Genomic DNA, 14587 nt, shown 5'->3' on the forward strand with positions numbered 1-14587 from the left:
CCCCGCAAGGGCCAGCAACACGAACAAACAGGACGGATCAGCAGCATGAGTACCAGTCAGACAGTCGAGACCCCCACGCAGGCCTACCACGAGAGCTCGGGCAACACCCCCAGCGGCATCGAGAACGCCGCCGCCACCCCGGGCCAGGTCCGTGTCATTCGCCGTAACGGCAAGCTGACCGCCTACGATCCGTCCAAGATCAAGGTCGCCATGACCAAGGCCTTCCTCGCCGTCGAGGGCGGCGGCGCCGCGGCCTCCCAGCGCGTCCACGAGTCGGTCGAGTCGCTGGTCTCGCTGATCGACCAGGCACTCAAGCGTCGCCTGCCGGGCGGCGGCACCGTCCACATCGAGGACATCCAGGACCAGGTCGAGCTGGCGCTGATGCGCGAGGGCCACCACAAGGTCGCCCGTGCCTACGTCCTCTACCGCGAGCAGCAGGCGCAGAAGCGTGCCGCGGAGATGGAGGAAGAGGCCGAGGAGGCCACCGAGCAGGCGGCCATCAACGTCACCCGCTTTGATGGCACCGTCGAACCGCTGGACACCGCCCGCCTGAGCCGCCTGGTCGAGGAGGCCTGCGCGAACCTCGAGAGCGTCGATGCCCAGCGCATCGTCGACGAGACCATCCGCAACCTCTACGACGGCGTCGCCGACCACGAGGTGAGCACCGCGCTGGTGATGAGCGCGCGCACCCTGATCGAGATCGACCCGGCCTACTCCCAGGTCGCCGCGCGGCTGCTGCTCGACTCCATGCGCACCGAGGCGCTGCGCTTCGTGCACAACCCGGTCACCACCTGCACCCAGTCCGAGATGGCCGCCATCTACCCGGACTACTTCAAGGAGTACATCAAGGTGGGCGTCGAGCACGAGCTGCTCGACCCGACCCTGCAGCAGTACGATCTGGACAAGCTGGGTGCCGCGCTCGACCACGAGCGTGACCTGCAGTTCACCTACCTCGGCCTGCAGACGCTCTACGACCGCTACTTCCTGCACCACGACGACGTGCGCTTCGAGCTGCCGCAGGCGTTCTTCATGCGCGTCGCCATGGGTCTGGCGATCAACGAGATCGACCGCGAGGAGCGCGCGATCGAGTTCTACCGCCTGCTGTCGTCGTTCGACTTCATGTCCTCGACGCCGACGCTGTTCAACTCCGGCACCCTGCGCCCGCAGCTCTCCAGCTGCTATCTCACCACCGTGCCGGACCACCTCGACGGCATCTACGGCTCGATCCGCGACAACGCCCTGCTCTCCAAGTTCGCCGGCGGGCTGGGCAACGACTGGACCCGCGTCCGGGCGCTGGGCAGCCACATCAAGGGCACCAACGGCAAGAGCCAAGGCGTCGTGCCGTTCCTCAAGGTGGCCAACGACACCGCCGTGGCGGTCAACCAGGGCGGCAAGCGCAAGGGCGCGGTCTGTGCCTACCTCGAGACCTGGCACCTCGACATCGAGGAATTCCTGGACCTGCGCAAGAACACCGGTGACGACCGCCGCCGCACCCACGACATGAACACCGCCAACTGGGTACCGGACCTGTTCATGAAGCGCGTCGCCGAGGAAGGCGAGTGGACCCTGTTCTCGCCCTACGACGTGCCGGACCTGCACGACCTGTCCGGCCAGGCGTTCGAGAAGGCCTACCTCCAGTACGAGGAGAAGGTCGATCGCGGCGAGATCAAGAACTTCCGCAAGGTCTCGGCCGTGAACCTGTGGCGCCGCATGCTCTCGATGCTGTTCGAGACCGGTCACCCGTGGGTCACCTTCAAGGACCCCTGCAACCTGCGCTACACCAACCAGCACGCCGGCGTGGTGCACAGCTCCAACCTCTGCACCGAGATCACCCTGCACACCAACGACGGCGAGATCGCCGTGTGCAACCTGGGCTCGGTCAACCTGGCGCAGCACGTCACCGAGGACGGCATCGACGAGGCGAAGGTCGAGCGCACCATCAAGACCGCGATGCGCATGCTCGACAACGTGATCGAGTACAACTACTACTCGGTCCCGCAGGCGCGCAATTCCAACCTGCGCCACCGCCCGGTGGGCCTCGGCATCATGGGTTTCCAGGATGCCCTCTACAAGCAGAAGCTCGCCTACGGCTCCGACGAGGCGGTCGAGTTCGCCGACCGCTCCATGGAGACGGTCAGCTACCACGCGATCTCCGCCTCCAGTGATCTCGCCGCCGAGCGTGGCCGCTACGCCAGCTACGAGGGCTCGCTGTGGAGCCGCGGCATCCTGCCGATCGACTCGATCGAGCTGCTGGCCGAGTCCCGCGGTGACTACCTCGACATGAACCGCGACCAGACCCTGGACTGGAACGCCCTGCGCAAGAAGATCAAGAAACAGGGCATGCGCAACTCCAACACCATGGCGATCGCGCCGACGGCGACCATCTCGAACATCTGCGGCGTCTCGCAGTCGATCGAGCCGACCTTCGAGAACCTGTTCGTCAAGTCGAACCTCTCGGGCGAGTTCACCGTGGTCAACCCGTACCTGGTCCGCGATCTCAAGGATCTGGGCCTGTGGGACGAGGTCATGGTCAACGATCTCAAGTACTTCGACGGCTCCGTGCAGGCGATCGACCGCGTGCCGGACGAGCTCAAGAAGCTCTACGCCACCGCCTTCGAGGTCGACCCGCGCTGGCTGATCGAGGCCGGTTCGCGCCGCCAGAAGTGGATCGACCAGGCCCAGTCGCTGAACCTGTACATGGCCGAGCCCTCGGGCCCGAAGATCGACAACATGTACAAGCTCGCGTGGGTCCGCGGTCTCAAGACCACCTACTACCTGCGCGCCGCCTCCAAGACGCGGATCGAGAAGACCACGATGAACAAGCTCGACGGCAAGCTGCGCGGCGTCTCCGCCGAGCCGACCGCCCCGAAGGCCTGCTCCATCGACGATCCCGAGTGCGAGGCCTGCCAGTAAGGGCGGCCCGCCAGGCAAACCGATTTGACGTGATTACCGCCGGGCAGCCGCCCTGCCCGGCCCGGTGAACCCACCGGAGAGAACAAGGAGAACGACATGCTCGATTGGAACGATCCGCTGAAGCAAGGCAACGACAACCCGCAACCGGCCCAGCAGCCGTCGCACGATGCGGCCAACGTGATGCCCGCGTCCTACGACGACGGCCTCGTGCACGAGCCGGAGCAGCACTTCGACCCGTCCGCCGCCGAAGGCGCCGACCAGACCGGTCTGGGCGGCATCGAGACCAACGCCGGGCGCGTCGACGTCTCGGAAAAGCGCATCATCAACGCCAAGGCCGACGTCAACCAGCTCCTGCCGCTCAAGTACCAGTGGGCCTGGGAAAAGTACCTCGCCGGCTGCAACAACCACTGGATGCCCACCGAGGTCTCCATGCAGGCGGACATCGCCCTGTGGAAGAGCCGCGACGGCCTGACCGAAGACGAGCGCTACATGGTGATGCGCAACCTCGGCTTCTTCGCCACCGCGGAGAGCCTGGTCGCCAACAACATCGTGCTGGCCGTCTACGAGCAGGTCACCAACCCCGAGTGCCGCCAGTACCTGCTGCGCCAGGCCTTCGAGGAAGCGGTGCACACCCACACCTTCCAGTACATCGTCGACAGCCTCGGTCTTGCCGAGGGCGAGTTGTTCAACATGTACCGCGAAGTGCCGTCGATCACCGCCAAGGACTCCTGGGCACTCAAGTACACCCAGGACCTGTCCGCCGGCACCTTCGACACCTCCACCCAGGAAGGCGCGCAGAACTTCCTGCGTGACCTGGTCGCCTTCTACGTGGTCTTCGAGGGCATGTGGTTCTACACCGGCTTCGCGCAGATCCTGAGCCTCGGCCGTCGCAACAAGATGACCGGCATCGCCGAGCAGTACCAGTACATCATGCGCGACGAGTCCATCCACCTGAACTTCGGCATCGACCTGATCAACCAGATCAAGATCGAGAACCCGGAGCTGTGGGGCGAGGCCTTCCAGCACGAAGTGCACGAGATGCTGCGCGAAGCCTGCGAACTCGAGATCGACTACGCCCGCGACACCATGCCGAACGGCCTCTTGGGCCTGAACGCGGAGATGTGCGAGGAGTACATGCACTTCATCACCAACCGCCGCTGCAGCCAGATCGGCCTGGCCGAGCTCTACCCGGGCGCGACCAACCCGTTCCCGTGGATGAGCGAGGTGGTCGACCTGAAGAAGGAGAAGAACTTCTTCGAGACTCGGGTGACCGATTATCAGACTGGGGGCGCCCTCACCTGGTAAGACCTAGAGGCCAACTGGCTTAACGATAACGCCCCGTAAATTCAAACAACGGGGCGTTATTTTTTTAATTAAAAAAATACTCTAACGCCTCTGTGGCTCATCATATGAAAACCAACATGGAAAAATACAAAAAAGACTGCAATCGCCTCATGGAAGAAGGAGAAAGATTAAGGCTATCTTTTCTAAGCAAGATATATGGCGATGATTTCAAAGAAGCCATTAAGCAGAACTTCGATGGCGACATTCAAAAAACGGAAAAATACATAAAGGACCTTCCTGATTTTAAACACTCGTACCAAGCGTGGTACTCCGAATCACTTCGATTAATAAAACAACTTCTCCCTGATCGATATCAAGATTTCATCAGGCTATATGAAAAACCCAAAAATAGAAAAGAGGTAACCTTTGAGAGCTATCGCATAGAGGATGCTTTGCAGGGGTTGCAGACAAAGAGAGGAATCGATGTTATTGCAAGCGCTGAATCAGCATTCCCGCACCTGGAACAACAAATAGCCATTTTGTCGGCAGTACAAAATCGTTTTGAAAGCTCCCTATTTGATATCAAACAGCTTGTGCAAGCAGATCTCTTCGACAGCGAAATCGAGGCAGCCAGAGAGCTTCTAAAGAATGGCTTCTCTAGAGGCGCTGGCGCAATATCGGGCGTGGTCCTGGAAAAGCACCTCTCTCAAGTATGCGAAAACCACAACATATCGATCAAAAAGAAACATCCGACGATATCTGATTTTAACGATAAGCTTAAGCAAGCAGATGTCATTGACGTTCCTCAGTGGCGTTTCCACCAACATCTGGCCGATATCCGAAACCTCTGCGGCCACAACAAAAAATCCGAACCTTCAACTGATCAAGTAGAAGACCTGATTGACGGGGTCGAAAAAGTGACGAAAACTCTTTACTGAGCAATAAGCTGAGCGCTTCTTCAGCTCTTCATCAATGGAAAAGCGGAGATCGGCCAACAGGTATCAAAAGCGCATCTGTGATTTCGCACGCATCCAGCGCAAGTACTAATCACCACCCCACCCCGCTAGGCGCGCGAGGCACTTTCTCTTGCTTGCCCAAGAGAAAGTGCCCAAAGAGAACGGCACCCCTCGCCTTGGCCCTACGGGCTTCCCTCCCGTCCGGGGTGCCGCGGACGGGTCGGTTCGCCGCGACTCCCTGTCGCGGCGAACCTCGGCGCTACGTCCATGTAGCGCCGACCCTGCGGCACCCCGGCCGCTCGGCAAGGGCGAAGGGGACTTCCGAGCCTGATGACTCGGTGCCACTAAGAATTCGCTTGGTGCGGCTTCTTACTGGGCACGCGCCGGCGGCGCGTTTCGCGAGCGGGGCTCGCTCCCACAGGGGATCGGTTGGTTGTGGGAGCGGTCCTTGACCGCGAAAGCCGCTGTGCGGCTGTCCTGCGCGCGGGCGGGCAAAAATGCCATCTCCTCACCTAGAGATTCGCGGCTGGCACCCCCCGGGGCCCCCTGTGCCTTGCCTCGTCAGCGATGGCTTGCCGGGCCTGGGCGGCATGGACGCCGCCCAGAGGTTCGCCGCGACAGGACGTCGCGTCGAACCGGGCCCGACAGCAAGCCAACGCTGACGAGGGAAGCCCGAAGGGCCAAGGCAGCGGGGTGTCCTTGTCTTTGGGCACTTTCTATTGGACAAGCAATAGAAAGTGCCTCGGGCGTCGGCAACACGTCTCACCGCAAGTCGCCAAACGTTACAAACGCCCGAAACCCCAACCACCTCCACACCAAGGCGCCCCACCCCCGGCCTCACAGTCGCGTAACGCTTGCGCCAACATATGCCACCCGGCATGCTTCATACCCACGGATCAGACGGTTACACAGGACGTAGCCGACACTGATCCATCTTCAGGACGAAAGACAGGACAAGGAGATGTCCAATGTGGATGCTAACCGGCGTCATCACGCTGATCGGCATGACGTGGTACATGATTCGCTCGCGACGCGAGGACCGCTGGCCCGTCACGCGCATCTCGACCCGCGATTTCCGCACCGGCAAACACCTCGGCACACCACCGCCGGGCTCCCTCTACGATTACAGGGATCGTCGATACCTCGCCCCGATCCAGCGAATCGGCTACGACGCCGCGCCCCAAATCCAAGTGCGCATCAAGCGCAAACGCTGGTGGGATCGCCTCTTCACGACCGTGGGCATCTCGGTCGCCTGCCGAACCGGCAACCCGGCATTCGATCGGGCCTTTTATCTGGTCACCGATGCCGCACCGGTCTGCCGGGCCCTCAATCTCTGCCCGCAGACCCAGCAACAGATACTTGAACTCAAGGGGCGGTGCGAGCAACAGGACCTCCGATTCCGTCAAGTACGCATCCGTCGGGGTCGGGTCTGGCTGGAAGTCGTTGCCCGCAAGCGCAAGCTGGCACCACGTGGGGTGGATCTGGCCCAATCCTTCGTGCCCCACCTGCGCGAGCTTTCAGCCACGATGGATGCAGAGATTCCTGAGACGGCACTGAACGTGAAGGACCATTTCACCTGGAAGGCCGCTGCCATCGTCGGGGTGAGCTCGGCCACCTTCTTCACGGGCATTTACCTGCTGGGGAAAGAAGTGTTCGTGCCGTCGACGCCCCCGCTCGAAGAGCAACCATTCATCATCGCCTCGCTGATCACCTCGGCGGTAATCGTGGCGTTACTGGTTGTCCTGACGATGACCTGGCTAGGACGAACGTCCCGCACGCACCTGGTATTGATGGAACTCGTATTTATCGGTTCTATCGGCTTTGCCCTGACGAGCTTCACCTTGCTGCGTGAGGCCAATATGGCACTCGATTTTTCCGCCGGCGAACGCCACGTGGTGCAAGTACTGGAGAAACACAGCACTCACGGACGCCACTCAAGTTTCTTTCTGAACCTGGAGCCCTGGGGAGACTTGCAGGACGTCACCACGCTGCGAGTCGGCATATTTCTATACGGCAAGGTGCGGTCGGGCTACCCGGTGGTCATCGAAGAACACCCGGGCGCACTCGGCATACGATGGGTGCGGATAATTCCGCCACGCTTTCGATATGTCGGCGAAACGGCGGATTCGTCATCCAGCGGTACTGCCCAATAATTTTGGGTGGGCCTTACTCGCCATCCCGGTAACAGGCGCCTCGGGACGGGATCACGACAACGTCAGTCGGAACGTGGCCATGCCTCGCCCCGGCATGACACCAATCACCCCCTGCCGTACAATCCCCGCCAAACCAAGGCGTCCCGACGCCTAGAAAGCGGAGAACCTTCAAGTGACCCAATCCAACCGCCCCCGCATCAGCGGCACCCAGTTCATCAACGCCGACATCGCCCCGCGCGAGCGCCTCAGCATGGGCGCCTCCCACCGCGACACGCACTATCCCGTCACCGGTACCGGCGCGGACGCCCCGATCGACGTCCCGGCCAACGAGAGCTGCACGGTCTGCGCCCCGGCCACCCTGCAACTGGCCAAGGACCTGTTCGAGCGCTGGAACGACGCCCTACAGACCGGCGATGCCCGCGAGGTCACGAAACTCTACGCCGAGGACGGCGTGCTGCTGCCGACCGTCTCCAACGTGCCGCGCACCAGCCACGCCGAGATCGAGGACTACTTCGAGCACTTCCTCGAGAAAAAGCCGTTCGGCTTCATCAACACCCGCAACGTCAAGATCGGCTGCAACAAGCTGACCGACGCCGGCACCTACACCTTCCGCGTCACCGACGAGTCGGGCACCAAGGAAGTCCCGGCGCGCTACACCTTCGTCTACGAGAAGCGCGGCGACGACTGGCTGATCGTGCATCACCACTCCTCGATGATGCCGACCGCCTGATCCCCTCCCCTTCGCGCCACCACCCCGGTGGCGCTCGCCGGTCACCCTGACCCGGCGACCCGAATCGGCTAGAGTGGCGGGGAGTCATCCAACGCCCACTCGCACAGCGGTTCGCAGCCCATGAACAAGGTTTCGCTCTTCCTGGGTCGACTGTTCGGTGACGTCGGCACGGTGTTCTACCTCTCCGTGCTGATCATCGGCGGCTTCGTCACGCTCGCCGCCATGTACCCGGACGACGTCGAACGGGTCGCCCAGCAGGTGCTCGACTTCACGGCCAACAAGATGGGCTGGATGTACCTGCTGGCGACCACGGGCTTCTTGCTGTTCGTCCTGTTCCTTGGGCTGTCGAAGTTCGGCAACGTGCGCCTCGGCCCGCCGGATGAGCCGCCGGAGTTCAGCTTCAACAGCTGGCTTGCCATGATCTTCTCCGGTGGCATGGGCGTGGGTCTGGTCTTCTGGGGCGTGGCCGAGCCGGTGATGCACTTCAACGAGCCGCCGATGGGCCTGAGCGAGCCCCGCTCGGCCGAGGCCGCGCAGATCGGCATGCGCTATTCGTTCTTCCACTGGGGCCTGCACCAGTGGGCCAACTTCGCCCTGGTGGGCCTGGCGCTGGCCTATATCCGCTTTCGCCACAACGCCCGCGGCCTGATCTCCGAGACCTTCCGCCCGCTGTTCGGCCGGCACGTCGAGGGTTTCAGCGGCAAGCTGATCGATACGCTCGCGGTGGTCTCGACCATCTTCGGCGTCGCCACCACGCTTGGCCTGGGCGCCCTGCAGATCAACAGCGGTCTCGCCCAGTTCGAGGGCATCGATTACGGCACCAATGCCCAGCTGATGATCATCGCCGGCCTCGCCGTGCTGTTCACGATCTCGGCGATGACGCCGCTGAGCCACGGCATCCGCTTTCTCTCCAATATCAACATGATCGTGGCGGTCGGCCTGTTCCTCTACGTCCTGCTGCTGGGCCCGACCTCGTTCATCTTCCAGGAATTCACCCAGACGGTGGGCGAGTACCTGGGCAACATCATGCAGATGAGCCTGGTGACCACGCCCTACTCCAGCGAGCACTGGGTGCAGCAGTGGACCATGTTCTACTGGGCCTGGGGGCTGTCCTGGGCGCCGTTCGTCGGGTCGTTCATCGCGCGGATCTCGCGCGGGCGGACCATCCGCGAGTTCGTGCTGGGCGTGATGATCGTGCCGGTGGGCCTGTCATTCCTGTGGTTCTCCACCTTCGGCGGCAGCGCGATCTTCCTCGAGCTCAACGAGGGGGTGGGGATTGCCGATGCCGTCGCCCAGGAGGTGCCTGCCGGGCTCTACACCCTGCTCGACCAACTCCCCTGGGGCATGTATGCGGGCATGGCGGCACTGGCCCTGATCAGCATCTTCGTGGTCACCTCCGCCGACTCGGCGACCTTCGTGCTGGGCATGTTCACCTCCAAGGGCGTGCTCAACCCGACACGCTTCGTGCGCGTGCTGTGGGGTTTCCTGCAGCTGGCCATGGCGGTGGTGCTACTGCTCTCCGGCGGTCTGGAGGGCCTGCGGACGGTGTCGATCATCGCCGCCTTCCCCTTCATGATCCTGATGATCCTGATGGCCTTCGCCCTGCACCGGGACCTGACCCAGGAATTCTGGCAGCGCGAAGAGAAGGAACGACTGATCCGCCAGCGCATCGAGAACATGCTGCTGCGGGAATCGGAGCGCGAGGCCGAGCGGGAGGCGGCCGAAGAGGTCCACCCCTCCGCCCCGGACTCGGAGCTCGGGCCGGACGCCCCACACCTCAGCCGGGTCGGCCAGCAGGTTCAGGTGCCCGAGGGCGAAGAAAAGCCCACCGGCCAATGACCGCCAGAAGGCCCGGCCGATGGGCCGGAGAGCCGTTTCCGTTAGCCGGCCCGGTGGCGGATGGCGCGAGCCGGTCGCGCCCCGTCAGGAGCGATGGAAACGGCAGGCCCGGTTGCGCCCACCCTGCTTGGCCTCGTACATGGCCGAGTCGGCCTGCTTGATCAGCGTCTCGTCGTCGATCCGGTTGGCCTGCGGGTAGAAGGTGTAACCGATGCTCGCGGTGACCTGGATCGGCTTGCCCTCGATGATGCGCTCCTCGGCGGCGGTCTCGACCAGCCGGTCGATGATCGGCCGGGCATCGCGCTCGTGGGACACCCCGCCGAGCAGCACCAGGAACTCGTCGCCGGAGATGCGCGCGAGCGTGTCGGTCTCGCGCAGCTGTTCGCTCAGGTCCCGCGCCATCTCGATCAGCAGCTTGTCGCCCATGTCGTGGCCGTACTGGTCGTTGACGCCCTTGAAGCCGTCGAGATCGAGGAACGCCACGGCCAGCATGCCGCCCCGGCGGCGCACCCGCGCCATCTCCTGGCGCAGACGGTCGGCCATCAGCACCCGGTTGGGCAGACCGGTCAGCGGATCGTGGCTGGCGCGGTGCTCGAGTTCGCTCTGGTAGGTCTTGATGTCGGTGATATCGGTGGCCAGCGCGATGTAGTTGCGCGGCTGACCGCCGGCATCGCGCACCAGACTGACCGTCAGGCGCTCGGCGAACAGCTCGCCGTTCTTGTGCCGGTTCCACAGCTCGCCGGACCAGTAGCCGACCGTGCGCAGGCGGTCGCGCATCTGCTGGTAGAAGCGATTGTCCTGACGGCCGGACTGCAGGAACTTGGGCGTGTGGCCGATCACCTCGTCGCGTCGCCAGCCGGTCATCTCGGTGAAGGCGGCATTGACGTCGACGATGCGCGCCTCGAGATCCGTGATCAGGATCGCCTCGCGGGCGTGAACGAACACCGACGCGGCCAGCTGCAGTTCCTGCTCCATCTGCTTGCGCGCGGTGATGTCCTGGTGCGTGCCCCACATGCGCAGCGGCTCGCCGTCGTCGGTCCACTCGAGCACGCGGCCGCGATCGAGTACCCAGATCCAGTGGCCGTCGCGGTGGCGCATGCGCGCCTCGACCTCGTAGTAGTCCCGCTCCTGACGGAAGCATGCCTGCAGGACTTGCTCGGATTTCTCGAGATCCTCGGGGTGGGCGAACGCCATCCAGGTCTCGATGGTGGTGGGCTGCAGGTCGGCCAGCTGGTAGCCGATCATCTCCGCCCAGCGCTCGTTGAACACCGTCTCGCCGGTCTGGATGTTCCACTCCCAGGTGCCGACGTTGGTGCCCTCGATGACGTTGTTCAGGCGCTCCCGTTCGTTGTTGAGGGCCTTTTCGGCCCGGTCACGCTCGGTAATGTCGTGAACGATCACGAACATCCGCTCGCCGTCGTGCGGATCCTCGAGCGGCGTGACGTGCACTTCCACCCGACGCAACTCGCCGTCGCGCAGACGGTGGGTGTGCAGATGGCAGCCCGCCTTCCGGCGTTTGTCATGGAAGATTGCGTCGTAGTGACGGCAGTGGCTCGCCCACAGGTCCCTGACGGGACGCCCCTTGAGTTCCTCTCGCGGCCAGCCGTAGTACGTGGCGGCCGCCTCGTTGGCGTCCACGATCAGGTCCGTGTCGGTATCGATCAGGAGCATGACCGAGGCGTTGTCCTCGAAGAAGCATCGAAACCGTTCTTCGCTGCGACGCAACGCGACGTTTCGCAGCAGCAGCGCCACGGACAGGGCGGCCACCACAAGGATGAACACACCGGAGACGATGGCAAGCACGCGGTGCTGCTGCCAGATGTCGGCGATGGTGATCTCGGGCCGGGCGTCGAACGGCGGCAGGCCCAGGCGGCGAGTCATCTCCTCGACCGGTGCGTAGTCGCCGGGCGGGCCGAACCCGGCGATGCCGGAGAGCATTGCCGCCGGGTCGCCTGGGTCGAGCGAGAACAGCGCCGCCCCGATGCGTCGCTCCAGGTCCGCCCCCATGTGCTGCATGGTCACCATGGGCCACTCCGGGTAAAGCCGCGTGGATACCTGGAATGGGTAACTGCCCATCGACTGTGGATGGACCACGCGCAGCTGCTCGATATGCCGGGCGCCGAGCTTGCGCAGGCTTTCCAGCACCCCGGTACGGATGAAGCCCACATCGGCTCTGCCGTTGAGCACCGCCTCGATCACGGCATCATGGGTGCCGACGAAATCGAAATTCGCCTCCTCGCGCAGGTCGATGCCGGAATCGAATACCTCGTACAGCGGCGCACGATAACCGCCCAGAAAGCGCGTTCCGGGCGCGGCGATGGTCGTGCCGACCAGATCCTCGAACGTCTCGATGTCGTCGCGATCCTGCCGCGTGACGATCACCCCGCCCAGGCTGCGCGTGATGGTGCCGTCGTGGCGGGCGACCAGCGTGGAGAGCACGCCGGAAAGCGTGTTCTCCGAGCGGACCATGATGTAGTGGGTCGGATTGGTCAGCAGCAGGTCGACCTGGTTACGCCGGATCGCCAGGTCGAGCTCGTCCGGAGGCAGGACCGCCAGGCGAAAGCGTACCCCCTCGACCGAGTCGTTGAGGTAGTCGACCAGCGGCTGAAAACGCTGCTCCATGATCGGGGTCGGGCGCATGCCGAACACCCCCACGGTGACCTCGTTCTCCGTCAGGGCCGCCTGGGCCGAGCCGACCCAAGACAATAGGGCGAGCACGAACGCGGCCGTCGCTCGGCCCCACCTCATGCGCTCGACTCCGTCGGCAGGTAGTCGGGTGTCACCCAGCTTTCGACCTCGCTCGGCGAGGGCCGCTCGCCACCGTTGGTCATGTGCGGGTAGTGGGTACGGATGGCATCGATCAGGCGGGATTCCTCGGAGAGATAGCGGCGGTTGGCCTCCAGATCGGGTAGGAGTATCCCGGCGATCGCGCGGGTGACCGCCTGCTCGTCGATGCGCTGGGCATCGGCAATCCGGTAGATGGCGTCCTGCCGATTGCTGCGCAGGTGATGAAGGCCGCGAAAGTGCGCATCGATCACCTCGGTCAGGACGCCGCCGACATCATCGAGGCGCTCGCGACGCACGGCCAGCACGTCGAAGATCAGGTCGGGGAAGTCGCGACTGTCCAGATGATAGCGGGCGCCGGCGGCGCGCAGACGGGAGGCGACCGGCTCGTAGCTGACGACCGCGTCCAGCTCGCCGTCACGCCAGGAATGCAGCTGCTGGTCGGCGGATCGGTCGACGATCGTGATCTCACCCCAGTCGAGCCCGGCCCGAGCCAGCACCCGGTCGAGCAGCATCTCGCCCACCCCGCCCAGCTCCACGCCGATGCGCTTGCCGGCCAGGTCCCCGAGCGACTCGATCTCCTCGTCGACCAGCAGCACGTCCGCCCCGGCGGAGACGTCGAACACCATCACCACCACCAGATCCATGCCGCCGAGCCGCGCCCGCATGACCTCGTCGAGTGTCAGGGCCGCGGCATCGACCTCGCCGCGGCGCAAGGCGGCCAGCGACAGACTGGCCGATCCCAGGCGTGCCAGCGAGACGGTTTGTGGCAACCAGTGGAACTGCTCCGCGAGCATCAGCGTCTCGTAACCGATCCACGGGAGGTAGGCGATACGAATCCGCTGAGCGTGGGCGCGACAGCCACTGATGAGCGAGGCAACGGCGACCGGCATGGTGATCAAAAAGGTGCGTCGTTGCATACGTTTTGTGCGATATCCCTGGCTTTCGCGGTGAAGGCCCTGCGATTGAGCGGCCGCCGGCAGCTCCCGGCCACCCGAGCCCGTCTCTAGCAAAAGGCATTCCGCTGCGGCTCGGAGCGTTCATGGCGCTTGCGTCAACGCTATCCAAAAACCGGCGCCAACACCACAAGCGGACGCTGATATTAATGCGATTCGCCGAATGCGTGCCGGTCCGTGCCACCGACACAAAAAAGACCGGCCTCCCGGGCCGGTCTTCGAGCTGCACGATGTGGGACCGTGGCGGGGCTAAGACGGGTCGACCGTGGTCAGGCCCATCACGTGCCACAGCTGCATCCCGCCGCGGTACCAGTAGATCTTGTCGGCCGGGTAGCCATAGGACACCAGTGCCTTGATGTTGGTGGGCGACTGGCCGCACCAGGGGCCGTTGCAGAACAGCACCAGCTTCTTCGCCTGGCGGAAGTCGAACAGACCGTCGTCCTTCTTCACGCCGAACTCGTCGAGCAGCAGCGCCTCGGCCACGAACGGATCGTAGCTCGACGACCCCGGGTAGAGCCGGGTCCAGGGGATGTTGATGGCGCTGGGGATGGTGCCCTTGTTGAACCAGTCCGGGGTGCGCGAGTCGATCAGCAGGAACTCGTCCTCGCCGTTCGCGCGCGCCTCGAGCATCTTGAGCAGCTCGATCTCGCCGATGGTATGCACGCCGGGCAACAGCTGGATCGGCTGGACGCAGAACGGCGGGCACTCGCGGCTGGTCTTGGTGTAGTCCTCGTCGATGCGATTGTCAGGGTCCTGACTGCGCTTGATCTCGACCGGCTGGCCGTTGTGCTCGACGGTGACCGAGCCGATATCCCGCGTGACCTTGACCTTCATCTCCTCGGCCGCAGCGAGGGTCGCCGCGCCAAGCAGGGCACCGCCCAGCGTCAGAGCGGTCAACCACCGAGACGCCGGGTGGCACATCCAGGTTGCTGTATTCATGGCCGTCTCCCGTTAGTGAAGCCTACCGGGAGT

7 protein-coding genes and 2 pseudogenes are annotated in these 14587 nt (G+C 63.7%); 6 read left to right on the forward strand and 3 right to left on the reverse strand.

What is annotated here, in order from left to right; all coding sequences use genetic code 11:
* Window positions 1-111: 111 nt before the first annotated feature.
* From AWR35_RS00985 to AWR35_RS01010, 6 genes and pseudogenes are all read left to right on the forward strand, one after another.
* Window positions 112-2913: pseudogene (locus tag AWR35_RS00985) on the forward strand (ribonucleoside-diphosphate reductase subunit alpha); the annotation flags it as partial.
* A 243-nt stretch (window positions 2914-3156) separates the two neighbouring features.
* Window positions 3157-4218: pseudogene (locus tag AWR35_RS00990) on the forward strand (ribonucleotide-diphosphate reductase subunit beta); the annotation flags it as partial.
* 116 nt (window positions 4219-4334) lie between these two features.
* Window positions 4335-5135 carry a hypothetical protein gene (locus AWR35_RS10550; RefSeq protein WP_197408092.1) on the forward strand — a complete coding sequence of 267 codons (801 nt, stop codon included), beginning with the start codon at window positions 4335-4337 and terminating at the stop codon, window positions 5133-5135.
* A gap of 986 nt (window positions 5136-6121) precedes the next feature.
* Window positions 6122-7306: a hypothetical protein gene (locus tag AWR35_RS01000; RefSeq protein WP_058574094.1), complete on the forward strand. Its 1185-nt coding sequence runs from the start codon at window positions 6122-6124 to the stop codon at window positions 7304-7306.
* A 172-nt stretch (window positions 7307-7478) separates the two neighbouring features.
* Window positions 7479-8036, forward strand: coding sequence for an SgcJ/EcaC family oxidoreductase (locus AWR35_RS01005; RefSeq protein WP_058574095.1), 558 nt, complete (start codon window positions 7479-7481; stop codon window positions 8034-8036).
* 120 nt (window positions 8037-8156) lie between these two features.
* Window positions 8157-9875 (forward strand): BCCT family transporter, encoded by a 1719-nt coding sequence (locus AWR35_RS01010; protein WP_058574096.1) that lies wholly within the window; start codon window positions 8157-8159, stop codon window positions 9873-9875.
* An 84-nt stretch (window positions 9876-9959) separates the two neighbouring features.
* Here AWR35_RS01010 and AWR35_RS01015 read toward each other — a convergent pair whose 3' ends face one another.
* From AWR35_RS01015 to AWR35_RS01025, 3 genes are all read right to left on the reverse strand, one after another.
* Complete coding sequence (locus tag AWR35_RS01015; RefSeq protein WP_058574097.1) at window positions 9960-12623, reverse strand: PAS domain S-box protein; 2664 nt, start codon at window positions 12621-12623, stop codon at window positions 9960-9962.
* The gene (locus tag AWR35_RS01020; RefSeq protein ID WP_058574098.1) at window positions 12620-13579 is read right to left on the reverse strand and encodes an ABC transporter substrate-binding protein; all 960 of its coding nucleotides are present in this window, start codon (window positions 13577-13579) and stop codon (window positions 12620-12622) included. Before AWR35_RS01020 ends, AWR35_RS01015 begins: the two co-directional genes overlap by 4 nt.
* A gap of 285 nt (window positions 13580-13864) precedes the next feature.
* Complete coding sequence (locus tag AWR35_RS01025; RefSeq protein WP_197408093.1) at window positions 13865-14554, reverse strand: rhodanese-like domain-containing protein; 690 nt, start codon at window positions 14552-14554, stop codon at window positions 13865-13867.
* Window positions 14555-14587 lie beyond the last annotated feature (33 nt).

Source organism: Guyparkeria sp. WRN-7 (assembly GCF_001641825.1).
GTDB lineage: Bacteria > Pseudomonadota > Gammaproteobacteria > Halothiobacillales > Halothiobacillaceae > Guyparkeria.